Origin of the sequence: Oceaniglobus ichthyenteri (genome assembly GCF_003057885.1) — a bacterium.
Classification (GTDB): Bacteria; Pseudomonadota; Alphaproteobacteria; order Rhodobacterales; family Rhodobacteraceae; genus Oceaniglobus; species Oceaniglobus ichthyenteri.
The window spans coordinates 380250-406238 of sequence record NZ_QAGK01000001.1 but is presented as its reverse complement, the minus strand read 5'-3'; the positions used below and the strand labels follow the sequence as shown (position 1 = coordinate 406238).

Below are 25989 nucleotides of genomic sequence, written 5' to 3'. Positions count from 1 at the left end.
TGCAATGGCAGGCACGAGCACGTCACAGATCAAATCTGCGTTTATCAAAGAGGCCACCCCAGGCACCACCCCCGCCACGCCCGGCTTCACCACTATGCACGACGGGGCAATGATGGTGGCAAAGCCGCTTGTCGTGTCGGGGACGTCACTGACGGCTAAGGGGCAGCGGTCAGGGCATGGCATCCTTGGCATCGACGTTACCGGGACACTTGAGGGGCCTTTGGTCTACGGCGTTCTGGATGATTGGCTTGAGAGCCTTCTACAGGGCGCTTGGTCGGCTGACGTGCTTAAAAACGGCTCGGCCACAAAATCCCTGACGGTTGAAAATACGATTCCGGCCGGAAATGGCGGCACGGCGACGATGTTGCGCTTTCGCGGTGTTGAAGCGACCAGCGGCACCTTAACCCTGAAAGCGCGCGAACAGGCCAACCTGAACCTGACGCTGTTGGGCCGTGGGTCTGATCCGGCCACCACAACGGCCATTGCCGGTGCGACCTATGCGGACCCGGCGCGGTCCGATCCGCTTTCATCCGGGCAGGACGTTGGCACGATTGCGTTCAACACTTTCACGCTCGACTGCATGGAGTCGCTCGACATCAACTTTGCGTTCGAAAAGCGCGAAATCCAGCCTAAAATCAGCAGTGACGATTTGTGCGGCATCACGCGCGGTGACTTCCTGCCGGTTTTGACGGCAAATATGTACGTCGAAAGCAATTTCCTTGCGATCTACAACGCCGCCCGCGCCACCCATTCGCCGTTTTCGGTGACCGTCCCGCTTGGCTCGATAACCGGCGAAAAGTACACGCTGGTTTTCCCCGCATGTCATTTTGGGTCAACCGAAATTGACATGTCAGGCAATACCGTGATGCAGAAGATCGAAATCCTGCCGCAATACGACAAGACGGCTGAGGCAACTTTGATTGTTACGCGGGCGGTCGCGTAATGCGAGCCGCAGTCACGTTTGAGGGTGCTGTTGGCGGCAAGCTGCGCACCTTTCGCAAGGGCGACCCGATTACCAAAGAACAGGCCGAAGAAATGAACCTGGCGGACAAGCCGGGCCTTGCCACATCGAAGAAGGAGGCCCGCAAAGATGGCGCTAAGGCTTAAGTCACGCGAATTGCCTATGGTGCAGTTTCGCGCCGTTCTGCCGGAATGGCTTGGCCCCGGCGGCGAGTGCTTTATCGAGATCGACGCGCGCGCCGGTGGCGCAATCAACAGCGCCTATGTCGCGTCTGCGGAATCGCTGATGCTGCGCGCACGGATCATGGATCGAAAGACCCGCAAAGTGACCGATGATGCTGAGTATGTGGCCGCAGACAACGCCAACGCCAAGGCCATCGGGAGGGGCAGGTTCGAAACGCTGTACGATTCATGCGTGATTGAATGGCGGTCAAACATCCTGACCGAGGACGACGATGGCAAGGCCGTGCCGATCACATGCGACCGCGCGACCTTTGTTGAATTGTCGGATCAGCCAATACCAGAAATCGCCAAGGCTCTGACGCAGTTCGAAAGCAAGGTTTTGGACGCGGGCAAGATGATCAGCCAAGACGATGAGGAAACGGTAAAAAACTAACCGAGGCCGTCGCTTGGGGCCTGAAATACTCAAGCGCAGAGTTGCGGTATTTGCGCGAAAAGGGCGCGGCGGAACTGCAAAACGAGGTCGAGCCGTGCAATTGGCTATACTGGCAGGCATTCCACCATTTGCGCGGGTCACGGCAGCAAGGCATGGGGCTTGGGCCGATACCGTTTTCCGAAATCATGGCGTATGCCGACAGCTACCTGGGCATCACTTGCCCGGTTGACCGGGGCAGGCTGGTGCGGATGATCATGGCGATGGATAATGCCGAACGGGCGGCGATGGGTTAATATTCGGTCGGAGCGGCGGGGGCTGTCAGTTCCAGCCGTATACGAACATTCCGGCAGAAGTCCCGTCGCCTTTCAGATAGACGAAATTTCTTGGCAGAATGGCCTGCCATTGGTGTCCTACTCCAACCATAAATGACTTGTTTAACTTAACCGCCCTGCGCAACTTGCAAACCAATCCCGCAAACGACTGCCCGACAAAGACCTGGCCTCCTTTCCTGTCCTTTAAGATGCTGATGTCAAAATCCGACAGCCCTCGGACCCTTAATTCACTTTCGATAACCTTGATATCTGCATCCGAAAAAGGCTGCTCTACCTCACCGGCGTAAAATCTACCTTTGTGATGCATAATGCATAGGTTGAAAAACCCATTGCTTCCCGAAAAGCTTCTTTTCTCATCATCTGACCACTGAGAGGGCGATTTCAGCATCGCTTTGTCTTTTATGCCAGCGGCAGCGTTTGAGGCTAAAAAAGTAGCAACACAGACTGCCAAAACTAAGCCTGACCCCATCATCTTAACCTTCCTTCGTTTCATCGCCGCAAGGCTATGGGGCAGAAGCCGTTCCCGCAAGGATTATCCATATGGCCACACTTCGCCTTGCTATCGACCCAAGAGGCATGGAAGCCGGTGGACGCCGTGGGGAATCCGCCCTTGATCGGCTGCTTGGTCGCACACAGCAGGTCGAAACCGGCCTTGGCGGCATGGCCCGTGCCGCGACACGATCCCTAGCGGCTGTTGCGGCGGGTTTTGCCAGCATTGCCGGGGTGTCAGCCGCGATCCGTGGCATATCGCAGTTCGAAACTGGCATGTCGCAGTTGGGTGCCGTATCCCGCGCCACTGCAAGCGAACTGAAGGATATGCGCACGGTCGCAATGGATCTGGGCAGTTCGACGGAATACAGCGCCACACAAGCGGCATCGGGTTTGAATTTCTTGGCGATGGCCGGGTTTAACGCCGCCGAAAGCATGGCCGCGATTCCCGACGTTCTGAATCTTGCCACGGCGGCGCAATTGGACCTTGGGCAGGCTGCTGACATTTCATCAAACATCATGTCAGCATTTGCGATCAGCGCCGAAAACGCTGGTGCCGTGGCCGATGTGTTGGCGGCGGCATCATCGCGGGCGAACACTGATGTCGGCCAGCTTGGCGAGGCCATGAAATTTGTCGGCCCGGTGGCATCTGCCCTCGGGATCGAGATGAATGACGCGGCTGCGGCTATTGGCGTTCTATCCGATGCCGGTATCCAAGGTGGCATGGCGGGTACTGGTTTGCGCCGGGTGCTTTCGTCGCTGGCCAACACCACGCCGCAGGCGGCGGCGGTCATTCGCGATCTGGGCCTTGAACTGGACGCGCTGAACCCCGCGACCACAAGCATTGTCGAAATCGTGGAGCAGCTTTCGGACGCCGGGATTGATGCGGCGCAGGCGCTTACGATCTTCGGTGATCGGGGCGGGCCTGCCATCTTGGCGCTGACTTCGCAGGTTGGCGGGCTGCGCGAATTGACTGGCGAGCTGTCCAATGTCGAGGGCGAAGCTACGCGCATGGCCGACACAATGCGCGACAACCTGGGCGGCGATATTAACTCGCTGAAATCTGCCCTTGAGGGTTTGATCTTGGCAATGGGTGAGGCTGGGTTAACTGCCGTTTTGCGGGCCGCAATTCAGGGGCTGACGGACGTTACCCGAATAATCAGTCAAACAGTTCAGGCCATCGGGAGCCTCATCGATTACGTTGGGCGGCTGTCCCTGTTCGCAAGGGCAACCGATCAGATTAGAACATCCTCTGAGGCGGCGGCTGGCGCGATATCCAAAGAGGTTGAGCAATCCGCCGCGCTGATGGCAGTACTTTCTGACGGCCGCACCATGTCGATTGATGTTGCTGGGGTAAAGCTGACCCAGGCAAGGGCGCATTTGGAAGCAGCTGATGCGATCAGACAGGAAAACATCGCGGCAATCGAGGCATCGGATGCTTACCGAAAGCAGGTGGAAACACAGGCGTTTCTGAACGAAGAAATCCAGAAATACTATGAAATGAGGGATAAATACGGCGCCGATAAGGAGGGCGCGGGCGATGCGGATAGGTTCAGAAGGCTGGTTGAGGGCTTGCAACGGGCCGTCGATATCCAGAAGCAACTGATTGGCGACGCCGCCGATCTTTCGCCTGAATATGCCGCCGCGCGTTCACGGGTTGAACAGCTCGAAGCACTGATTGCAGAGGCGAGCGGGGCGACTATCAGGCTGGGCAATGGGATGGGTGACGCGGCGGACAACGCCAGCACACTGCGCACGGTGATTGCGTCAATCGATATCTCTGGCCTGTCGGGCCAAGCGGCTTCACTGGCCGGGATGTTGGGCGTTGCTGCCGGGAACGCGGCGGCACTCAATGCGGCCCTGAACCGAACGGCAGGCTTGAAAGACCCCACTGCCGCCACTGCCGGTGGCTTGTCGTTCGGGATGCCCAGCGTTGGGGATCCCTCTGTCGGGAGCGCCGTCTTGGGTTTCGGGTCTTTCGGAAAAACACGAAAGTACATCGAAAATAACTTGCCTGACATTCCGTCATTTTCAGGCGGCGGTGGTGGCGGCGGTGGCGGATCAGCCGCAAGCAGCGCCAACCAACTGCAAACAGCCTATGACAGCCTGATTGCGTCCCTTGATCCGCTTGTCCGCGCCACACAGGACTATGAAAAGGCGCAGGAGACAATCAACGACGCACTTGAGGCCGGTTACATCGGCGCTGGCGAGGCAGGGCGCGCATACGACCTGGCGCGCGAGCGGTTCGAGGAAGCATCGGCGGCGGCGCAAAATACATCGGACATCTGGGATGAGTTCGCCAGCATTGGCGGGTCGGCCATTGATCGGTTGATTGCCGGGACCGGGGATTGGCGCGATATCCTGCAAGACGTGATCAAGGAACTGATATTGGCCTATGCCAAGGCAAAGCTGCTGGAATCGGTCACAGGCGGCAGTTCAAGCGACAGCCTCGGCACACTTATTTTCAAGAGTTTCGCAGGCATGTTCGACGGTGGCGGCACAATCCCCAACGGTCAATATGGTTTGGTTGGGGAGAATGGCCCGGAGCTTGTGCAGTCAACGCCAAACGGTTCGGTCGTCACATCGCGCCAAGACACTGCCCGCCGCGCCCGTGCTGCGCAATCGGGGGCCGTGATCAACATTGATGCCCGTGGCGCACAGGAGGGCGTGGCCGATCAGATTGCAGCGGCGATCAGGTCAGCGGCCCCGCAAATCGTCGGGCAGTCGGTGAAAACGGTTCAGAAGAACCTTGCCAATTATCAGACTGAGTATTCCCGGTTCGGGGGGATTGCCTGATGGTCTATGTCCCGAAAATCTATGACTGGCGTTATGACTGCGCGCCGATTGATCAGGTGTTTCGCGCTGGCGGCACGTCAACGCCGGGCGGCATGACTGTTGGCGGCTTTGCCACCGCAACGCCAGAGGTCGGCGGTCGCTACGAGGTGATGATGAACTTTGCGCCTTTCGCCGCCGAGGCCGCAAATCTCAACGCAAGCTGGACTGTCAGCCGTATTTTAAACAGCGCCATCATGCGGGTGCGCCTTTACAAAACTGTGCAGCTTGTCGCGGCCAGTGCAATCACTGGCGCGGATGTTGAGAACGGCATCCCATGGGCCAACGACGAGCCTTGGGCGAATGGCGAGAATTGGGCGTGGTCGCCAAGCTCGCCGATCACCAACCCGGCTGGCCGGGGGGCGGAAATGTTCACGGCGGATTTAAGCGATATCGGCCCGGTCTTGAAAATTGGGCATGTAATCGGGTTTCAGAGCGGCGGCTATGACTTTGCGCACACCATTATGGACATTGAATATGACGGCGCGGACGTGGCAACGGTCACTGTGTCACCGCCATTGCGGCGGGGCTTAACCACCGATGACCGGCTGCTTTACCGCCCCGCTGTTATGGTGACGTGCATCAATGCGCGCGAGGTTGCGGGCAATTTCGCCAGCGGGCGGCACATGCAGTTTGGTTCTGCACAATTCGTAGAGGCGCTGCTGTGAGTGATTTCACCGATTACCTGCTGGATCAGATCGGCGATGCCACTGACACCCACGACATCAATCTGCGCCTGGTCAACTGCTACTTTTACGATTTTGACGGAGTGCCTGTGCGCCTTTGGGATGGGCAGGGCGTGTTGGTCACATCAACTGGCGTTGGTGATCCTGTGGTGACGCCGAACGGCACGATTGCCGCCAACGAATGGCTCGGCACATTTGACGGGCGGGGCAACAACATGCACCAACCGGCTGCGGTGGGCGATGAACGCGACGGGGCCAGCCCACGATATGAGTTTACCATACCCTATCTGGACCGGGCCACGTTCGACGCGATCCGGGCCGATCAGGACAAGGCCAAGGGCCGGTCGCTGACCTGCTACCATGTGCTAGTGAGGCCCGGTGAAGGTTTGCGCGCGGGCCTGCCGATCCGGTTTGCATATCGCCTGACCATGCGCGGCGTCACGTTTTCGGAAAGCAGAGAGGGGGCGCCGGGTGCGGAACAGCGTGTATATTCAGCGCGGGTTCTGGCCCGCACAGGTGAGGCGGGCCGCAGCCTTGCGCCGCGCGGGACAATGACCGCGACCAGTTTGCGCGAGCGGTCGCGGCAACTTGGTGTGGTGTCAGACAGCGGTGCGGATTTTATCGCCGGTAATGCGCAGAGGACATATCTTGTCGGCGGATGATCTGCGCGCGCTTTGGGCGCGGGGTCGGTTCGTCTGGGGCGCGTCAGACTGCATGATGTCGGTTTGGTCATACGTCCAGACAGCAACCGGCATTGACCCCGGCGCACAATGGCGCGGCACTTACCACGATGCAGATGGGGCGCAGGCGATCTGTGACGCCTATGGCGGGGCCTTCGGGGTGTTTGCCTATGCGATGGAGCAGGCGGGCTTTGATCGCGCTGACCGTGCGCCTATGCGGCCTGTGATGTGCGATGTGCAAGGCATTCTGGTGGCTGGTGTGGATCTGGGGCGGCGCGTTGCGTTTATGGCCGAAGGGCGCGGTATGATCGAAATGCCAGCCAAAGTAATCGGAGCGTGGGAAATATGAAAATGCGCGCGGCCCTTTTGCTTTGCACTGCCCTGATTATGCCGGTGCCTGCCGAGGCGGGGCCGGTGATTTCGTTTTTCGCCGGGATTGCCACGGGGTTCACGACCGGTGCCGTGGCCGGGGCCGGGATCGGTGGGGCGTTTGCTGCTGGTCTGTCAATCGGATCGTTCTTCACCGGCACCCTTGGCTCGCTGCTATTGAATGTCGGCCTGAGCTTTGGCATGGCTTTGCTAAACAAGCCCAAAACGCCGGACATTGAGCAGGCCCGCGCGAATCCGCGTATCATCGACAGCCCGCGTTATCAGTTGTGCGGCCCGGTTGCTGTCGGGGGGCATGTTGGCACGTTTGGGGAATACGATGCTGATGGCAATTTCTGGTACATCGTCGCGCACGGCGATGGTGAATTGCTTAATGATCCGATTTACCTGCTGGATAACATCCGGGTGGAATTGGCCACCGAGCCAACCGTTGATCTGACCGCCGACGCCATAATTGCGGAAAACGTGCCGCTGTCCGGTGAGTATGAATACAAGGACGGTTACTTTACGGTCGGCAATAAAGTGCTGTTGGTGGCGCAGACTGACCCGATTGAAAACGGGTTGTGGGTTACATCGTCCGGTGCGTGGTCGCGTCATCCCAGCATGGCAAGCGGTGATGATATCAAGCTGTTTGTGGTGGATCGTGGCACTGCCAGTCTGCCGGGTTGGAATGACGTGCGTATCCCCCGGTATTTCAGCGTTCTGGAACCATCCGGCGTTGTCGGCACTGACCCGATGGTGTGGAGTGCGGGGCAGAGCCAAATTGCGGTTGGTGATGTGATCACCGATGATTTTTGCCTGACCGAAAAATATAACCAATTCACAGGCACCGGCGGGCGTGTACCCTACCTCAGAATTTATACGGTCAGCCCGACGCCATCACAGGTATACGGCACCAAACCGACCGATTTCACCGACGCATTCCCAGAACTGCCGACCGATTTTTTCCTTGCCGGTTTGGTCTATTCGGTGGTGCGCTGCAAAGCCATCCCGCCTGAGCACTACGGCAGGGCCTATCGTTGGCGCGGGGCGTTTGCTTTGGGCGAGCCATCGGTGGCCATGTACGGCGATTTCACGCGCGTCTATGATCCGCGCGACGTGACGCAGGATATCAATGACCGGGCCACATGGAAAAGCAGCGGCGGTAACTCGGCGTTGATTTGGGGTTGGTTTCGCACCGCGCCCTATGGCCGCAAGAAACCGTTGTCAGAAATCAACTGGGCGCAGGTTGGGGCGCAGGCCGATGTTTGCGACGAGACGGTGTTGGACCGCACAGGAACACCGGTGCCGCGCTATCGCGGTGGCTTTGCGATAGCAGACAACACCCCGCGCCATGAAGCCGAGGCGGACATACTGCTGACCTGTGACGGGTTTTCTGTCTATGACGATCAGGGGCGGGCATGGCCGCGCGTTGGAAAATATGAGTCCCCGACGCTGACATTCACCGAGGCCCGCGATATCCTTTCGGCGGAAACGCAGATACTCGATGATGGCGAAACCGCGCTCGATGGCGTGATCGTCAATTACATATCTGCCGATCATGGGTACACAAAACAACCGTCCGCGCCATGGCGCAATGCGGCGTATTATGATGGTACCACAGAGCCGAATTATCAGACCGTGGATATTTTGGGGTGCCAGAACCACAACCAGGCGGTGCGGCTGGCGAAGGCAATCGGCCAGCGCGTGGGGGCAACCAGGCGCGCTGCGTTTTCCGTTGGCGTCAAAGGGATTCTGGTGCGCGGCGAACGCGGGGTGAATGTCGATTATTCATCGGATTTCGTCGGTGAATTTGAACTTGGAACGTCAGTTGAGATTGCGCCAGATGGGCGGGGCGCGGCTTTTGCGGTTGTGCCTTTGCAGTCGGATCGGTGGGATTTGGGACTGGGCGAAGAAGGCGCGCCGCCACCGATTGCCCCGGCGCTCGACATAGACGGCAGCTTGGAGGTTGCGCAAAACGTGGATGTTTCGGCAGTGTCGGTTGCGGCATCCGGCGGCGCGGGTGTCCGGCTTGAGGTGACGTTTGACGAACCAACCCGTGTGGATCGCAGCTATCGTTTCAGATACCGCGCGGGGGCTGATGCGCCAGAATATTTTATCACCGACATGGACGAGCTGATCGCCTACTCGGCCCTCGTGGATGATGGCACAGAATACGTTGTGTCCTGGCAGACAGTCACCGCCGGTGGCCGGGCAACGCCATGGTCCAACGAACGCGATACGCCGGAAAGCGTCACGATTACCGCTACAGCCAACCCAACCGCACCCGCCGACCTTGTTGCATTTAATGCGGCGGATGGCGTCGGCGAAAGCATTGTGACGTTCACGACCGCCAACGACGCCAACCAATTCAAAGTGCAGATTTATCGCGGCACCACGACGACGTTTGGCGATGCGGCCTTGATCGAAACGGTTATTGCAGCGGCCAATATCGCCAACAGTGCGACCAACACCGGGCTAGCTGCTGGCACCTATTATTTCTGGGCCGTGCCGCTGAACGGCTCGAATGTCGCTGGCACCGCCAGTGGGCCTGACACCGCAATCATCACGTAAAACAACAGTAAGAGGCCAGACATGGTAACAAAAACTCCTCAAGAGGTGTTTCGCGGTGTGCCCGCTGACGCAAATTATCAACCAAAACCTGCCGACGCGCAGATATTGGCCGAAGAAATGATTGCCGATACGGCGGCGGTCGCGGATCGCGTCACTACCATCGAGGGACAGGATTTAGACACGCGCACGACGTCACTTGAGTCCGTTGCCATATCGGGCACTATCCCGCGCGCCGCCGCTGATTTGGCCACAACGGCCAATGTCACGTTGTCGGGGGAGCAAACAATCGACGGCACACTAACCAGCACAAGCGATGTGATCGTGCGGGCACAGGCTAATCCGGCGCAGAACGGCGTTTACACCACAGCGGCGGGCGCATGGACGCGGCGCAGCGACATGGACGCGGCGGGAGAGGTGCAAGGTGCGATGGTTTACGTCACAGGCGGCACGGTGGGCGCGGGCAAGACCTTCTACACCGGCTCTGAGGTTGTCACGCTGGGCACTGATCCGATTGTTTGGGTGGCAACGAGGGATCAGAGCGCGCTGGCGGTGCAGGTTGCTGACGTGGAGGATGGTTTGTCATCGGTCCCGGCCAAGACGATCATGGCAAACGATGATTTGGAGGTGGGTGTTGACATCGTCGGGAATGCTTGGCGGCGCACGGCCAATGACGGCCACCAGTATCTACCGCACATGGATGACCAGTCTGTGCAGCAGGCGATCAGCGAAACGAAGGAGCGGGTTTACGAAGGGGCGGGGAGCGTGGCCCAAGATGTTCTGAGCATCGAGGACGCGGACGGTAATGTAACGATGCGGCAAGATGCGCGAGGGGCCGTCTACCTACCGGGCTTGGCTGGCCCTGTTCAGGGCGTTGTGGGGCAAACCCTGACCCGTGAGCGGCGATTCCCTACCGCACGCGACAAGCTGCATTCAACGGTAGCGCCGATGATTGCCAGCCTCCGTACTGAGGGCCTGCCGTTTATCGAACCGCCCGCACTTCTTGTGCCGAACAACGCGCCAGTACCGAGCGGGATTGTGGACGCCTACAGCGTGACGGAAGGAACTGGCGTGATGCTTGAAACGCCATATGGGCCGGGCGGCAATGTGCATCCTTATCTATTGGAAGTGCGCAGGCCGTTGATGGGATACCGCTATATCATGGGGGAAACGCCTCACAAAAACGCAAACGCGTGGGAGGAGAACCCGATTATTTACGGGTCAAATGATCTACAAACTTTTGACCTCTTGCCAGATTGCCCCATGCCTTTGGGCCACCCGCCGGGCAATCAAACCGGCTATAACAGCGACATTGCACTTGGCTATGATCCGAACACGGGCGAGATGTTCGCGGTTTGGCGGCAGGTTGGCGCGGCGGCGGCTATTACCTTCCATTATCGCAGCACATGGGACGGGGTGAATTGGACGGATGAGGTTAGTCATAGCCAATCAGGCATCGGCTGGCTGTCGCCCTCCATTCTATATGACCCAATCGCCGAAACATGGCGCTTGTGGGTCTTGCCGACCGAGAACACAGTTCGGAGTTACACAGGCCCAACTAAATACGGACCCTGGACGGTTGCAGGGTCGCAAGACCTAAATGCGACTGATGGCATTGCAGCGTGGCATTGCGAAGTGAAGTGGATGGGGGAGGCGTTTGTCATGCTCGTGAATGACCGCGCAAACCTTTTCCTCGGTTATTCTACTGACGGCACAAATTGGACGATAGGCGATGCGTTGATCTCTGACGCTTCCGATCCGGTCTACAAGGGCAGTTTTGTCCCGGAATTCGACGGTGACAATATGCGGCTGCATGTCTGCTGGAATACCTATGCATATCCATCCGAACCTGGGATGGCTCTTGATTTTCATTCTAGATCAACCGATTGGGTTGATTTAACAGCTCTGTGAGGTAGCTACATGACACTTGTTTTGAAATCCAACAATGCCGCATCTAATTCAACGGGCAACGTGCACGGAATGTCTGGGCCGACTGACTTTGTGGCTATGCTCGATTTTTCACGCGATGAATACTACACAGTCTTGTCGGGTGATCGGGCAGACTATTCCTTATCCAACGCAGTTTCTGTTTCGCGAAGTTCGGTTGCGCCATACGCTTTGCGTGATGGAGTAATGCGCAGCGCGTCGGCAAATATCCCGCGTCGGCATTACCTGTCATCTGTTGATGCGGAGGGCCTGTTAGTGATGAACGCTCGGCAAAACCTCTTGTCTTCCGGGGGCGCTGGTGGCGTGTCTATTCCGGGGGCCACGGAGTGGACGATACTTTCATATACAGGAGGCTCGGCAGAGTTAAGCCATGCCAACCTGACATTGGAATCCACGCGGATTGTGGATGGACGCACAGTTAAGGCATACTCACGGTCGCCAACATCGACAATCACGGCAACCTTAAGCGTTAGCGGCGCAACTGATTTGCAAGTGGAACTCGCTAGTGGCGGGCGCTGTGCATCACCTTTTATGGGGTACTCGGCAACAGTGGCGATTGAGTCGGCAAGCCTTCACGCCCCGTTCAAAGACCTTCTGGCCTCTGGTGTTGGGACTGTCGTGGTTCGGAGTGTGGCACTCAGGGGTGCAGACGCTGACACAAGGAATTTCACGCCAGTTGCGGTGCAAACATCTAGCCCACTAGGCGGCGTGGCGGTGACATCATCGCGCACCACGGGATCATCCGGTACCGACAACGGGGCGGTTTATGCTGACGGAGCGGCATGGAATGGTTCGACAGACACTGCGTCAGTAACTGGCAACTGGCGTGACAGTATGGTTCACGCCATCGGCTTCGACGGCTTCGGCGATAATTTCACTGTGGCTTCCTTTGGGCAAATCAGCAAATCGACAGGAAACGGTGCAGTGTTTGGGGCACCCACAGCGATTCTTATCGGCGGGGCTAGCGCCTATGCAAGCGCGCCTAACAGGTGCTGCTCGATCATCACCCATGTTGTTATTTATCAGCGCATGCTGACTGACGATGAATTGCTAATAATTGCCAACCAGTGGGTCTGATTTTCCCGTGCTGCGCCTTTCTCTGCGATTGGCACCACACACGCGCTGCGCGACAGGGCGGACACCCTAAATCGCGCAGCTAACCACACCGACGAATAAGGATTTTCGGCATGGCTGAAACGACAGAGACCGCCTGCGGGGTGATTCTGCAATGATGGATTGGGTAAAGGGGAACCTGTGCTGGTTTGCGCAACAGTGTTTCCCGAGCCGGTTCTGACGCGGTTGGGGCGCGATATCGCTGTTTACGGCAATGCAACATGACGGTGGGCTGGCCTGATGTGATCGTCAACGAGGGTATTGTCCACTCGCTGCATCTCTACCCGGTGTATGCCGCGTAATTGTCCAGATCGTCAGGGGGGCGAATTTATGTCAGACGATCAACGACCGCTGCGCCAGATGATTTGGGAGCGGTTTATTTCTAAATCCGTCGATTGGCTGGTTGTCGCAGCCATCGGCGGGGCCGTTATCATGGTATTCGATCCGGTCAAAGAGCGGGCGATGGCGATCTGGAACACCCCGGATTCGCTACACCAACTGGTGGTGCGGGTTGAAAACCTGTTGGGGCAGGTGGCCGATGTGCGGGATGATATCGAGTCCCTGCGCCGACCGTCACAGGTGTTCGAGGTGTCGCGCACCAACACCCGCCCGATCGATGAATACTGCATTGAGCGGCAACCATGCGCGGTGCAGCTCAAGGTGCGCAGGCGTCCCGAGGGTATCCGGTGCCGCATTGTGCCGGGGTCCACCCAATGGGGATTCATCAATCCCAGGTCTGATCTATCCGCACCGGCACAGCGCATTGAGCCGGGTGAGGCGCGCAACATCGGCGTCAGTTGGACCACCATCGACATCATCATTTTAACGCCGGTGGGTCTTGAGCCGACAGCGGATTTTTACTTTGAGGCGGCATATATCGGTTGCCCCGGCATGGCCGATGGCGACGAGCCGTTAGTGTTTCAATCGCCGCGCATCCCGTTTCCGATCCGGCCACGATAACCGCCCCCGAAACCCTCACATTTGCCCCGTTTGCGGGGTCTTTTGCATTGGAGACAGCATGACATTTTCCAGATGGCTGCAATCGCGGCTGACCGCCCACGGATACCCGTGCGGCCAGATCGATGGCATTGTGGGGCCGATCACCACAGCGGCGCTGCGCGCATTCCAGCGCGCGCGCGGATTGATCGTGACCGGCACCGCGACACCGGAAACCGTTACATCGCTGCGGCTCAGCTCGACAGCCACAGTGACGCCGATTCCCGAGCGCAATCAGGACGTGCCTGAATTGGATCAACCTGCACCGGTATGGCCGCGACAGGGCGATGTGCAGGGTTTTTTTGGCAAGGTGGGCGAGCGACAAACGCGCGTTCATGTGCCGTGGGCCATGCGCCTGGCGTGGGATAAAAACGTGCGGATCAGCCGGATCACGCTGCACGAACGTGTGGCGGCCAGTGCCGAGCGGGCATTGCAGAAGATCGCGCGTACATATTCCGCGGTCGAGATTTCCGACCTTGGCCTCGATCTGTTTGGCGGGTCGCTGAACGTGCGCCGGATGCGCGGCGGCACGCGGTATTCGATGCATTCCTGGGGCATCGCAATCGACTTTGACCCTGAGCGCAACCAACTGCGCTGGACCAAGCCCCAAGCGCGCCTGTCGCGCCCCGACGCTGTGCCGTTCTGGCGGGCGTGGGAGGCAGAGGGCTGGGTCAGCCTGGGCCGCGCTAGAGACTTCGACTGGATGCATGTGCAAGCGGCCCGCCTTTAACTTTTTAAACCTGAAATGAGGACAAAAAATGGATATCATCACCGGCCTCTTGGCCAGCGAACAAGTGCAGACCGCCATCATCGCCCTGATCGGCCTTGCGCTGACCATCATCGTCAACCGCGCGTCTGCGGCATTTACGCTGGCGACCGGCATCCAGATCGAGGCGCGTCACCGCGAAGCGTTGCATGAGGCGATCATCTCAGGCGTCGAAAGCGCCATGAGGCACGGTCCAAACGAGGCCTTTGGAACATTGCGCGCCCATGTCGTGCAGCATTTGCGCGAAAGTGTGCCAGATGCGCTCAAGGCGCTGACCCCCGGCGATGGCGTGATTGATCGGCTGATTGAGCGATACGCTGCCGAGGCGTTTGCCAAGATTGGCGAATCGAAGTGACCCGCGGCTGACATCGGCCGGGTGCGTGGCTCTCAGAAACACACCTCGTATAGTGTTTGCCACATTGCATTCAGCGTTTCATCAAGCTCAGGAATTCGCGCCGCAGATCTGAATTTGATAGAAAGCAACCGCGCATGACCGAATTGGTCATCATCGACTGGTTGTCCTTCACCCCGCGCCAGTGCATGCAGAGGTGATCCGCTTCCATCACTACGGCCAGCCCGTCAGGATGGATGCGAGCCTCCAGTTCGTCGGCTAGCATCACGACAGCTTCCTCTTGGATTTGTGGGCGGCTCATAATCCAGTCGCAGAGACGCGTGTATTTCGACAATCCGATGAGTTCGGATTCGGCATTCGGCATAATCCCCACCCAGACGCGCCCCATGATTGGGCACAGATGATGAGAGCAGGTGCTTCGCACAGTGATAGGCCCGATGATCATCAGCTCATTCAAGCGCGACACATTGGGAAAAGCGGTCACATCTGGCGCAGCGCGGTAACGACCGGCGAATATTTCGTCGACGAACATCTTTGCCACCCGGCGCGCTGTGTCGGTTGTGTTGTGATCGCGGGTGGTGTCGATTACCAATGCGCTCAACACGTCTTGCATGTGCTTGGCCACTTCATCGCGTAGCGCATCCAGGTCGCCTTTGTGTAAGAAAGCGGCGATATTGTCATTGGCGTTGAAGGGTATCCCAGCCTCAGTCAGGCGCGCACGGATGCGATCCGAAACTGGCGCGTCTGGTCCGTCATTGTCTGTTACGTTAGAGGAGTCGACCGGCATGGCTGATCTTTCGTCATATTGATGGAAGACCGACCTCTGTCAGATCCCGCAATAATTGGCCAGTCGAGTACCAATCTAGGCCGGGCGCCGGACAGATTTTGAGTGGGGCGCTGAGAACAACCAATACATTTGCCCGGAAGGTGAGGCGTTCACGGCTTAGGTGATGCGTTGCTTTTCGGGATGATTCTGATGTCGTATTGGCCCTTGGTCCCGCACTGGTCGCACCTGGCGCGGTCCAGTACATCTAGCAGATCCGCGTCAGGTCCAAATCGTTTGATCAGGTCATCAATGTCCAGCATCGCGTAACGGTCGCAGCGGCAGAGTATCCCGAGGTCGCAATTCGCGCTTTGAGATAGCGGGCTGTTTGCGATTCGGTTGCGGTTGCGGGGTGTCATGATGTCGCGCGCTATCTTGGGGGGTTGGTATCTGCTGGCGTCGTAATGGCAGTGGCGCGATCTGGCGTTATTGATCGAAGGGGTGAGCGGTGCGCTGCCACCGTGTTTGTGAAGATTGGTAAGCCGAAGTAACCTGCAACAGCATTACTGCGGAATGAATTGGGCGGACAGCAGCCTGACGGCGCTGCGGCATGGCAGACGCAGCAACAATGAAAGAACTGCCTTTGGCGTAAGCTGTCGTGAGAAGCCTACCATATCGGTCAAGAGAATGACGGGTGGGGCAGGACGGCAAATGCAGTAGCGCCACGCTAACAGTCCCTCTTGTAAATTCCAGCGAACTGTCAGGTATCAACTCTCGCTTTGATGTCGTGGAAGACAGCAGACCCCGTGCAAATCAGCAAGGTCGAAACGAAGAGGACGAAGTGACAGCGCAGCCCGCTGGTGTCATGCTCTGATGGGGCTTGCCCACCGTCGATAAAAAAGGCATCTTGTGGTCAGCAATAATTTATGGCGCAAAAATGACCGTTCTATATACTCCTGGTCAGTTGAGGAGTGCTGTTTCGATCGCACCTGAGACACATCGCCACTGGAAAAAGGCTCTTGTCCCGTTTGATCGCGGCCGCGGACACAGCCCCTGTTTCAGCTCCGGTGACGTGGTTGCCGCGTCCGTCATTCGCACGCTTGCCACTGATCTTTCCGTTCGCGTTGGTGCGTTGGCACCAATCGCGACAGCTCTGTTTGAACTGTGCAACCTATCGTCGTGGCCGGTGCTCGAGCGTACGAATGTCGTCATCAATTTGCAGGAGGCGGGCGTGCGCTTCGCGGCAGAACTGGCGGAAGCGCACAGCGATCAACCGCTGATTATCATTCCTCTGCGAGCGATTGTTGTGCACCTGCGCGAACAGCTGATTGCGGCAATTGATCATGTGGAACAGCCATCTTTGCTCTTCCCACCCACCCCCATCGCGAGCGCGGGTACCGCGCAATGAGGCCGGTCATGACCGCCCTCAATCAGATCGCCATAGAGGCTCATCGCGCAGGATATCGCGCAGAAGCCGTGGTGCGCGACTATGCGTTCGCCGATGTGCTTGCCGAAGGCAACGATACGCGTACCGTCCCCTTAGTTGCGTTCACTCGCACGCCCCCTTCATATCGCTCAGCTGCCTTTGGAGTGGTTGAAAGCGATGGGCGTTCCTCCATCGACCTCGTTCAATCGTACCGTGCGCTCGGCGCACCGCTGCTGTTCGTCATCGACCGCGATGATGTCACGGTGTGGCAGGTTCGCAGTGAAAGACCGCCGCGAGCGCTCGAGAAGATCACGGTCGGCCAGCTCACCGAACTATTCGAACGCAATCAGGCGGACTGGCACCCTGACGCGATCCACCGTGCAAAGGCGGTTGGGGGCCCCGCTGCCGGCCATCAGCTTGACTTCGTCGACCTAGGACTTCTGCCGGCGATTGAAGGGGAAATCCATCTAAAGCTTGACCGCCTGCTTGTCGAGACGCTCGATCTGGCCCGCAAGGGACCTGGTGGGGGTCGGCTCGATGCGAGAACCATGTTCAGGGTGGTATTCCGCCTGTTGGCCGCTAAGGTTCTACAGGATCGCCGCCACCCGTTCTCGGCGGAGTGGAATGCCGACAATCTGTTCTCGGTTTTGACAGCTATCGAGCGTTATTATAGCCTATCACAAATCGATGGGCGCACTAACCCGGTACTGGCGCGAATGTTTAGTGCGGCATGGGCACATCTTTGCGCTGGAATAAACTTTTCCAATATCTCCTCGGACGATCTTGCGTTTGTGTATGAGAATACGCTGGTGACGCCGGAGGCCCGCAAGCTGTTCGGGACGCACAGCACGCCGCGCCAAGTGGCTGAATATATCGTTCAACGACTAGAGTTGCACCGCTATAATCCGATCGATCTCCAGATCTACGAGCCATGCGCAGGTGCAGGCGTCTTTCTAGTATCAGCACTCAGACACTTGCGCGACTTGCTTCCAGTGGGGTGGTCGGATCAAGAGCGTCACAACTTTCTGATCGAGCACATCGCGGGTGATGAGATTGATCCTTTCGCCTGCGAGGTGGCAACGCTTTCGTTGATCCTTGCTGACTATCCCAACCACAATGGCTGGCACATCCGTGAAGCGGATCTACTCGTCGACGGTGCGTTAGAAAGGGCGCTAATCGGCAAGAATGTGATCGTCTGCAACCCTCCTTTCGAGGCGTTCACCCAAGAAGAAAAGGAACGTTATCCAGAAGCGAGCCGGAAGCCTACGAAGGCGATCGCAGTGCTCAGCGCGGTGATTGATGCGCAGCCGCTCGCCATCGGGTTCGTATTGCCGCGGTCCTTCATACTGGAGAAGCAGTTCTCGGAACAGCGTCGCCGCATCGAGGATCTTTACGGCTTCGTCGAGGTAGTTGAACTGCCGGACCGGATTTTTGGGGCATCGAGCATCGAGTCCGCCGCACTGATCGCGCGCGATCTGCGAGCCGAAGGATCGACGCATGTTACAATCCGGTCAACGGAAGTTTCCGACCAAGATCGGGCGGAGTTCCTGAAAACCGGTCGCACGACCGTTCAACGCGAGACCACTCGGGAAGTCGGCCAGCCGAAGGGGGAGCTTTGGATTCCCCCGCTGCACGATTTGTGGACCTATCTTGCAAAAGCTCCGCAGCTCGGAACGGTCTTCAAACCAAGATGGGGGCTTCGCTGGAATTACGAACAGGATCTCGCCGCAAGCGATGTCGAGAAGGAAGGATATCGCCGGGGGTATCTGAATGCCCGACGCTTCCAACAATTTGTAGGTGTTAAAGCTACTTGGCTCGACTTTGATCTAGAGAATCTGCGTGAGGGCTATGATCAGGATTGGTCGAAGCCGAAGCTAATAATGAATGCGACACGGCTAAGCCGAGGTCCTTGGCGCGTAGGCGCGATCGCTGATCTGGAATCGCACCTCTATTCGCAGCAGTTCTTCGGACTTTGGCCGCTCACCGACATGACGCCGGAACACCTGCTTGCTTTTAGCGCCGTTATGAACGGCCCGATCGTCAATGCCTATCTTGCAGTTCATTCACCAAGGGATCGCTTTCGTTCAAATGTGGTCGCGCTGGCTCCGATGCCGAGCTATATTCCGAAGGAATTGCCCGAGCTTGTCCACGAATATTTGAGTATCCTCACTAAGGGTCGTCTCTTTGCAGAAAGCAGTGCGGATCTTGCGCGTCTGCTCGCGGCGATTGATGCCGCCGTGCTGCGTGGGTACGATCTGCCCATGCGGCAGGAGCGGCAGTTGCTGAACTTTTTCCGTGGTGCCGAACGCCCAATTCCTCATCAATGGAAGCATTGGGACGACTTGTTTCCGGTGCCGGGATTGACGCTTGCCGAGCGGATTTCTGGCCGGTTCCGTGCAAGCGGCGATTGGGTCAGCAAGGTCTTTCGTGCACTTCCCGATGAAGAGATTAAGATGCTACGCAAGTATGTGGCTTGACTGGGATGGATGCTTATCTCTTCGATACGACCGTTTTGTCGATTTATCTTGATTCGACGCATCCGCTCCATGCCGAAAAAAGCCAATCATTGAACGCCTTGCCAGCCGGAGCGCCACGCTTCGTTTCGACGGTCGCGCTAGCCGAACTCGCGTTCGGAACACGTCTCGCGGCAGTTATCGGTAAGGGAAATCTTCCCGCACTTGAGGCCATTCTCGCAGAAGCGCGGACCTACGCCGTCCTAGATCTCACTCACCACACCGCGGCTGCCTATGCCGATTTGAAAGCTCGGATCGCGCAAAAGTATCTCGCCAAGGTTCTGCGAAAGGATCGTCCGAAGTATATTGAGGAATGGGTAGACAAGGCCACAGGCAAAAAGCTCGGCATTGACGAGAACGATCTATGGATGTGCGCACAAGTAAAGGAGCGAGACCTCGTTTTCGTGACCGCCGACGCGCGCATGAAACGCATTCCCGACGCCGATGACGAAGTTAGACTGCTGATTGTCTAGTGCAACCGTGCGGCATCAGGTCGACGATCGGCCGCTTTGGAGGAATGCTACTTTGCAGCATTATCGCCCCATGACCGTACGGTAAGGGCCGGAAGTAGCGGTAAATGTTTTTAGATGTGGTGTCGTCATTATCACATGGAAACCCAGTTCACCGCCATCCGCGAACAACACTTGCACATCTGGTGCCGAGTTGGCCACACTGTCTCTTTGGCAGTCCTGGACATACTGCATAGGCAGTGCCGAATCGACCGTGAGCAAGGTAATGGCCCGGGAACGGGGTAAAGTGTGCCTGACTGGAATTGCGGAGCCCCGTATCTTCTACCCTACGCCGGTGCGCCTATGAGGCCGTAGATCGCGGAGAAACCGTTCCCAAATTCCCCTTTTGTTCACGAGCGGAATGGCCGAAATATACCAAGTTAGTGGGAACAAAAAACACAATGATAACAAAGCCCAAAGCGGTTTCTGACTTCGTTTACACCGAAGATGTCGGGAGTTCGAGCCTCTCACGACCCACCATTTACCCAGTATCTTGATGATGTTTATTGTGCCATCCGGCATCCGGACCGGCACAATTGGCAAAAACCGTTGACCCTGCGACTTAAAAGTTAAAGGTGCGGTCTTATGTTGTGACCACGGCATATCCGCGGATAGATTGGCCGCTCTGATCCGCCTGTCGATAAAACCGCGCCGCGCACGAAATGTTAGGAGCATTCATGTCAAGATTTATTACCCTGAAAACATTCCTGATCGCGATACCTGTGCTGATCATTGCGATCGGGCTTTCCTATGCTCTGCCGCAGGTCGATGTTGTGCGCGCCGTCGGGGTTGAGGTCAAACGCGTTGACATCACCGACAGCGAGACCGGCCAGCAGCGCACGCGCGATGTCTATCAGCTTCAGATGGAAACACCCGAAGGGCGGCCGCGCGTCTATCGCAACGAGGATAATTTTCTTTACGGAAAATTCGATTCGGCCAACCTTCAGGCGCAAATTCAATCACTTGCGGCCGAAAAACAGCTGGTCGCACTGCGCCATTACGGCTGGCGGCTGACCCTGTTTTCAACGTTTCCCAATGCGGTAAAGGCGTGGCCGGTCGAAGAAGGTTACCGTCATATTCCAATCTTCAACACAGTGGTCTTGTTGGGTCTGGCGATCCTTGGGTTTATGGGGTTTCGCCGTGTGCGCCGTGCCGCGACAGCCCGCGCCGAAACCCGCCGCGCCCGCGAGGCCGAGCGTTCGCAGCGTGACGCATTGGCGGCGCGCACGGCACAACGCACCCGTGAGGCAGAACAGAAAAATCAGGCCGATCTTAACGATTTCTTGAATTCTGGCGACGATAAGAAAGACTGATTATTCATGGAGGATGCGCGGTCGCAGAAGGCTGAAAATACCGAAATCCATCGCCTTGAGGCCGGCACATTGACGCTGACCACGTTCGATGGTCCGGAACTGGCGCTTTTTCGGATCGCAGAGCGGATCAATCCAAAACGGGCGTTCTTGTTTGTATCAACCGTTTTGGGGCGGCATATCCCGGTTGATCCGGTAAGGCATCGCGCGGCGCTTGCGACGTTGGCCGATGGTGTGTCGGCGCATCTTTTGGCTGGTCCGGTCTTTGTGATGGGCTTTGCCGAAACGGCGGTGGGTATCGGTGCGGGTGTGTTTGACTGCCTCAGAAATACGGTGGGCGACCGAGATATAGGTTATCTGACGACCACGCGTTTTTCACCGGCGCTCACGCGCGATTGGTTCACAATCACGGAAAGCCATTCCCACGCTGTTGATCATTTCATCCTGGCCCCGGATCCGGGGGTGCTGCATTATGGCCCCGATGCGACGCTGGTGTTGGTTGATGATGAAACCACCACAGGGCGAACATTTGCGCAACTGGTGGCCGGATTACAGGCGCAGGGTGTGGAGTTTGGCCGTGTCATATTGGTTACGCTCACCGATTGGTCAGATGGTCAGGCCGCCGCAGCGGTAGAGGGGATTTTTGAACAGGCTGATGTGCGCAGCGTGTCATTGCAATGCGGCACCTGGGTGTGGACGTCGGAACCCGGCGCCACACTGCCCGGTCTGCCGGGCGGCTGTGCTGCGTGTTGCGCCCCCTGGCAGCCAAAGAGCGAACAGGCATTTGCAGCACCGCGCACCGGTCTTGCCGGGGTGGACCCGCGCCAATCGGGCAAGGATATTCTGACTGACATGACACGGTCAGGGTTCGAAGCCCCGGAAAAAGCCGATCGTATTCTGGTGGTTGGGGCGGGCGAACATGTCTGGCAACCGATGCTGGTGGCCGAAGAATTTTGCGCCCGTGGCCATTACACGCGGTTCATCACCACGACCCGGTCGCCAATCCTGACGGGGGAAACGATCCGCCACAAGGTCACGTTTCCCGATCACTATGGTCAGGGGTTTAAGATGTATATGCACAATGTCGTGCCGTCTGATTGGGATCGGATTGTTCTGTTTACCGAAACGGGGGTGGACGGTGTGCCGCCCGCGTTGGTTGATTGGCTGGGCCGGGTTGATGTGATCGATGGCGCAGGTGCCGTGACCGTATTGAGCGGGGCAGGGGGCGAGCCATGAAACGCCCGATCTTTTTCAGTGATCTCGATGATACGGTCTTTCAGACAGCGCGCAAGATGGATGGTGTGCCCGCCCCCGAAAATCTGGCATCCGAGGCATTGAATGGCAGCCATTCCTATATGTCGCCCGCGCAGGCCGCGATGATGGAGTGGCTGTTGGCCTCAACCCGGTTCATTCCGGTCACGGCCCGTTCGACCAAGGCAATAGGGCGGTGCCGCCTGCCGTTTCAGGATTATCAGATCTGCACCAATGGCGCGGTTATTTTATGGCCCGATGGCCGCCCCGATTCCGATTGGTTGCGCCAGACACAAAGTCAGGCCGACATGCGCGATCTGACCGCGCTTCTGGATTTTGTGCAGACCCAAACCGAACCGGGCAAGTACCGCAGTTGGATCGTCGAGGAATACGGCACAGGATATTATTTTTGTGTCAAATCAAACAGCACCGCCGCCGCGCTTGATCAGATTGATCACCGACTGACCATGTTGGCGGGCGGTCGATTGGTGCGCCACCGCAATGACAACAATCTGTCGTTCACGCCGAAAGGCATATCCAAACGACACGCGGTTGAATATCTTTTGCGCACCCATCTACACGACAATACCGCGCCGGTATTCGGCATGGGCGACAGCCTGACAGACCTGCCGTTCATGGCGGTTTGCGACATGATGGTTATTCCCCGCGCTTCGCAGATCAGCCGTGAAATTTTTCACACCGGGGCGGCGTGATGGCGGGCCTGCCGCAGGTCATCACCGGATCCTATAATCCGGATGATGTGACGTTTCTACTGAAACCGGTTCAGATTACCCCAACCGATATCGCCCTGAAAGAGCGTTTGATCCAAAGCGGCACAGCGCATTATTCCGAGATGATTTCACAAGAACGGCGCCCTGATGCCCGCTATCTGCAAATTTTTCAAACCGCGCGGGCCAATGGTGTTGATCGGATCGCGCGGGAAATATCAGCCCTGGCGCGCCGTATTTCTGACCGGGTGGTTGGCGGAACGCTTGGTGCGCAAATCACCCTGTGTTCGCTGGTGCGGGCGGGGGTGCCTTATGGCGTTTTGTTGCAACGGGAGTTGACGGCATTGGGGCACGACTGCTGCCACTTTGGCGTTTCAATTATTCGCGATCGCGGGCTTGATCGCAATGCGATGGCATTCATTTTTGATCGGCGCGCGCAGGATGGGATCATCTTTGTTGATGGATGGACAGGAAAAGGCGCGATTGCGACCGAGTTGCAAAACTCATGGCACGACCTTACCGGGCGCGCCGATGCCGAACTTGCCGTTCTTGCCGACCCCAGTGGTTTTGCCACCATGGCCGGCTCCCATGACGATTGGCTGATTCCGTCGGGCATTCTGGGGGCCAATATTTCCGGACTGATCAGCCGGTCGATCCTGAACAGCGATGTGATTGGTCCGGGTGATTTTCACGGCTCTGTTTCGGTGGATCATTTGGCCGATATCGATCTGTCACTGGAATTTGTTGATCAGATCACCACCCTAATGGCGCAATATCGTGATGTACCGGTTGCCAATCCGCACGTCGTAAGTGGCCAGAAGTTGCAAACGCGCGCCCTTGCAACGGTCAATGCCATTGCCGCCAAATATGACGTGCGCAATCTGAACCGAATCAAACCGGGCATCGCCGAAGCCACCCGTGCGGTATTGCGGCGGCGGCCGAAAATGGTGTTTCTGCGCGCACTCAACGATCCCGATCTTGAGGCGTTGATTCATTTGTGCCGAACCGATGGTATTGATATGGTTGAAGATGCATCCCTTACCGGGCCGTACCGCGCTGTCACATTGATTGAGAAGGTCGCGTAATGAAGTGGGATTTTTCATCTTACGCGCTGGGTGCCACGCTTTATATGCCGATTGTGCATCACCGCGTTCCGGCCTATTTGCGCGGCGAAGTTGATTTTCCGTCGCCCTCGGTTGTGCTGTGTCTTGAGGATGCGTTGGCCGAAGATGACGTGGTGCGCGGTATTGCAACGCTGAAAACGCTTTTGAACCAAGGGCCTGTGGTATCCAATACACAGGTTTTCGTGCGGCCCCGGTCCCTTGAAATGGCGCTGGAGCTGGCTGAATTTGCGGGGATCGAGCATATCGAAGGGTTCGTCGCGCCGAAGATTTTGCCGCAAACCGCCCCCGCCTGGATGGATCTGGGCAAGTCGGCAAATTTGCGGATCATGCCCACGGTTGAAAGCGCGCAGTTTTTCGACCCCGGCCGTATCACCGCGTTGAAAGAGGCATTTGACGACCATGATCGCCACCGCATTGCGGCGATCCGGCTGGGCGGAAACGATTTGTTGGCGGCGATGGCGCTGCGCCGTCAGTCAGGAATCACCTCGTGGGAGGGGCCGTTGGCCTGGGTTCTGGCGATGGCGTCGTCCATGTTGATTTCGGCGGGCTATCCGGTTGCCGCACCGGTGTTTGATATAATTGCCGATATCGAAACGCTCAGACGTGAGGTGGCACAGGACGTTGCCGCCGGTTTTGTTTCGAAAACCGCCATTCACCCGGCACAGGTGATGCACATTCAAGAGGCGTTTCAAGTCAGTGACGCAGAGCTTGCGCAGGCAAGGGCGATTTTGGACAATCGCGCCAGCGCGGTGTTTCAGATTGGCGGCGTGATGTGCGAACCGTCAACGCACACCGCCTGGGCCCACAGAATCCTGGCCCGATCCGCCCTTTGCGGTGCACACCATTCCGTAAATCAGGCCCATTCCGCATGAGCACACCCAGCCTTTGGCAGCGCATTCTTACCTATCTTGAAAATGGCACTGCCGCCGTGCGTCAGGCGTTTGCACCGCGCGCGCCGACAGATTCTGTTGCCTTTTCAATTGCTTTCATCGCATTGGCGGCCAAACTGGCCAAGGCCGACGGCACCGTAACCCGCGACGAAGTCACCATGTTTCGCCGTATTTTCGACATTCCGCCCGAGGAAGAGGCAAACGCCGCCCGCGTGTTCAACCTGTGCCGCCAGGAAACCACCGGATACGAGGCCTACGCGCGGCAACTGTCAAACGTTCTGAAACGCACGCCAAAGGGTGACACATTGCGCGAAGATGTGTTGGACGGGCTGTTTCACATCGCGGTGGCAGACGGCGAATATCACCCGGCCGAAGATGCGTTTCTTCACCGGGTCACCGGCGTGTTCGGGTTGAATGAAACCGTGTTTTTGCGTCTGCGGGCGCGGCATGTGCCTGCCTTGCGTGATCCTTTCAGTATCGTGGGCGTTCCGCCCGATGTTTCGTTGGAGGATCTGCGCGCCGTTCGAAAACGGTTCGTGCGCGAAAATCACCCCGACCGGTTGATTGCCAAAGGGTTGCCCATCGAGATGATCGAATTGGCCAACGCCCGTCTGGTCAGCTTTAACGAAGCCTATGAAGAAATCGTAAAGATGAAATCGGGATCGCAAGAACAAATCGAAGGCCCTGAGGGGTGATTGCGCCGCTTTTCGCCCGACCGCATCTTGTAAAAGCGATGACTCTCAATACCTTCCTAAGGTCAAACTGTGCA

The 25989-nt window shown here is 57.6% G+C and carries 25 protein-coding genes; 23 read left to right on the top strand and 2 right to left on the bottom strand.

The annotated features are described in order from the left end of the window. The first annotated feature begins 4 nt into the window (after nt 1-4). Genes C8265_RS01860 through C8265_RS01850 form a run of 4 tightly spaced genes read left to right on the top strand, consistent with a single transcriptional unit; the run spans nt 5 to nt 1869 of the window. On the top strand, nt 5-943 hold the full coding sequence (locus tag C8265_RS01860) for a phage tail tube protein (protein WP_108482260.1): 939 nt from the start codon (nt 5-7) through the stop codon (nt 941-943). Continuing rightward, a complete protein-coding gene (locus tag C8265_RS19375) occupies nt 943-1107 on the top strand; it encodes a hypothetical protein (RefSeq protein ID WP_164512238.1) in 165 nt (54 codons plus the stop codon). Before C8265_RS01860 ends, C8265_RS19375 begins: the two co-directional genes overlap by 1 nt. Next, on the top strand, nt 1091-1576 hold the full coding sequence (locus C8265_RS01855; protein ID WP_126623129.1) for a hypothetical protein: 486 nt from the start codon (nt 1091-1093) through the stop codon (nt 1574-1576). The genes C8265_RS19375 and C8265_RS01855 overlap by 17 nt, the downstream gene beginning before the upstream one ends. A gap of 41 nt (nt 1577-1617) precedes the next feature. Beyond that, complete coding sequence (locus C8265_RS01850; RefSeq protein ID WP_108482258.1) at nt 1618-1869, top strand: phage tail assembly chaperone; 252 nt, start codon at nt 1618-1620, stop codon at nt 1867-1869. A 25-nt stretch (nt 1870-1894) separates the two neighbouring features. On the opposite strand, the gene C8265_RS01845 is transcribed toward C8265_RS01850, so the two are convergent. After that, nucleotides 1895-2380, bottom strand: a complete 486-nt coding sequence (locus C8265_RS01845) for a hypothetical protein (RefSeq protein WP_108482257.1) — start codon at nt 2378-2380, stop codon at nt 1895-1897. Nucleotides 2381-2448: 68 nt separating this feature from the next. Between C8265_RS01845 and C8265_RS01840 the strand changes: the two genes are divergently transcribed. The 10 genes from C8265_RS01840 (at nt 2449) to C8265_RS01795 (ending at nt 14709) form a co-directional block, all read left to right on the top strand. Continuing rightward, complete coding sequence (locus C8265_RS01840) at nt 2449-5193, top strand: phage tail tape measure protein (RefSeq protein WP_108482256.1); 2745 nt, start codon at nt 2449-2451, stop codon at nt 5191-5193. Next, on the top strand, nt 5193-5897 hold the full coding sequence (locus tag C8265_RS01835) for a hypothetical protein (protein WP_108482255.1): 705 nt from the start codon (nt 5193-5195) through the stop codon (nt 5895-5897). Before C8265_RS01840 ends, C8265_RS01835 begins: the two co-directional genes overlap by 1 nt. Next, nucleotides 5894-6577 carry a hypothetical protein gene (locus C8265_RS01830; RefSeq protein WP_108482254.1) on the top strand — a complete coding sequence of 228 codons (684 nt, stop codon included), beginning with the start codon at nt 5894-5896 and terminating at the stop codon, nt 6575-6577. The genes C8265_RS01835 and C8265_RS01830 overlap by 4 nt, the downstream gene beginning before the upstream one ends. Continuing rightward, nucleotides 6564-6944, top strand: coding sequence for a DUF6950 family protein (locus C8265_RS01825; RefSeq protein WP_108482253.1), 381 nt, complete (start codon nt 6564-6566; stop codon nt 6942-6944). The genes C8265_RS01830 and C8265_RS01825 overlap by 14 nt, the downstream gene beginning before the upstream one ends. Nucleotides 6945-6946: 2 nt before the next feature. Further along, nucleotides 6947-9535, top strand: a complete 2589-nt coding sequence (locus C8265_RS01820) for a phage tail protein (RefSeq protein ID WP_126623128.1) — start codon at nt 6947-6949, stop codon at nt 9533-9535. A 21-nt stretch (nt 9536-9556) separates the two neighbouring features. Further along, complete coding sequence (locus tag C8265_RS01815) at nt 9557-11443, top strand: hypothetical protein (protein ID WP_108482251.1); 1887 nt, start codon at nt 9557-9559, stop codon at nt 11441-11443. A gap of 9 nt (nt 11444-11452) precedes the next feature. Next, a complete protein-coding gene (locus C8265_RS19285) occupies nt 11453-12556 on the top strand; it encodes a hypothetical protein (RefSeq protein WP_126623127.1) in 1104 nt (367 codons plus the stop codon). 366 nt (nt 12557-12922) lie between these two features. Continuing rightward, nucleotides 12923-13552 (top strand): hypothetical protein, encoded by a 630-nt coding sequence (locus tag C8265_RS01805; RefSeq protein WP_108482249.1) that lies wholly within the window; start codon nt 12923-12925, stop codon nt 13550-13552. A gap of 58 nt (nt 13553-13610) precedes the next feature. Continuing rightward, nucleotides 13611-14318, top strand: coding sequence for a peptidoglycan-binding protein (locus C8265_RS01800; RefSeq protein WP_108482248.1), 708 nt, complete (start codon nt 13611-13613; stop codon nt 14316-14318). 28 nt (nt 14319-14346) lie between these two features. Continuing rightward, nucleotides 14347-14709 (top strand): hypothetical protein, encoded by a 363-nt coding sequence (locus C8265_RS01795; protein WP_108482247.1) that lies wholly within the window; start codon nt 14347-14349, stop codon nt 14707-14709. Between the two features lie 70 nt (nt 14710-14779). Here C8265_RS01795 and folE read toward each other — a convergent pair whose 3' ends face one another. Next, nucleotides 14780-15493, bottom strand: coding sequence for a GTP cyclohydrolase I (gene folE, locus C8265_RS01790; RefSeq protein WP_108482246.1), 714 nt, complete (start codon nt 15491-15493; stop codon nt 14780-14782). A gap of 913 nt (nt 15494-16406) precedes the next feature. Between folE and C8265_RS19280 the strand changes: the two genes are divergently transcribed. The 9 genes from C8265_RS19280 (at nt 16407) to C8265_RS01745 (ending at nt 25915) form a co-directional block, all read left to right on the top strand. Continuing rightward, complete coding sequence (locus C8265_RS19280) at nt 16407-16877, top strand: hypothetical protein (protein WP_164512237.1); 471 nt, start codon at nt 16407-16409, stop codon at nt 16875-16877. An 8-nt stretch (nt 16878-16885) separates the two neighbouring features. Then, nucleotides 16886-19372 carry an HsdM family class I SAM-dependent methyltransferase gene (locus C8265_RS01780; protein WP_164512236.1) on the top strand — a complete coding sequence of 829 codons (2487 nt, stop codon included), beginning with the start codon at nt 16886-16888 and terminating at the stop codon, nt 19370-19372. A 5-nt stretch (nt 19373-19377) separates the two neighbouring features. Next, nucleotides 19378-19881, top strand: a complete 504-nt coding sequence (locus tag C8265_RS01775; protein WP_108482243.1) for a type II toxin-antitoxin system VapC family toxin — start codon at nt 19378-19380, stop codon at nt 19879-19881. Between the two features lie 713 nt (nt 19882-20594). Next, nucleotides 20595-21230, top strand: a complete 636-nt coding sequence (locus tag C8265_RS01770) for a DUF1523 family protein (RefSeq protein WP_164512235.1) — start codon at nt 20595-20597, stop codon at nt 21228-21230. A gap of 6 nt (nt 21231-21236) precedes the next feature. Beyond that, on the top strand, nt 21237-22463 hold the full coding sequence (locus C8265_RS01765; RefSeq protein ID WP_108482241.1) for a phosphoribosyltransferase domain-containing protein: 1227 nt from the start codon (nt 21237-21239) through the stop codon (nt 22461-22463). Further along, nucleotides 22460-23191, top strand: coding sequence for an HAD family hydrolase (locus C8265_RS01760; protein WP_108482240.1), 732 nt, complete (start codon nt 22460-22462; stop codon nt 23189-23191). Before C8265_RS01765 ends, C8265_RS01760 begins: the two co-directional genes overlap by 4 nt. Beyond that, nucleotides 23191-24291, top strand: coding sequence for a cysteine protease StiP domain-containing protein (locus C8265_RS01755; RefSeq protein ID WP_108482239.1), 1101 nt, complete (start codon nt 23191-23193; stop codon nt 24289-24291). Before C8265_RS01760 ends, C8265_RS01755 begins: the two co-directional genes overlap by 1 nt. Continuing rightward, on the top strand, nt 24291-25202 hold the full coding sequence (locus tag C8265_RS01750) for an HpcH/HpaI aldolase/citrate lyase family protein (protein WP_108482238.1): 912 nt from the start codon (nt 24291-24293) through the stop codon (nt 25200-25202). The genes C8265_RS01755 and C8265_RS01750 overlap by 1 nt, the downstream gene beginning before the upstream one ends. Continuing rightward, nucleotides 25199-25915 (top strand): J domain-containing protein, encoded by a 717-nt coding sequence (locus tag C8265_RS01745; protein ID WP_108482237.1) that lies wholly within the window; start codon nt 25199-25201, stop codon nt 25913-25915. Before C8265_RS01750 ends, C8265_RS01745 begins: the two co-directional genes overlap by 4 nt. Nucleotides 25916-25989: the final 74 nt, after the last annotated feature.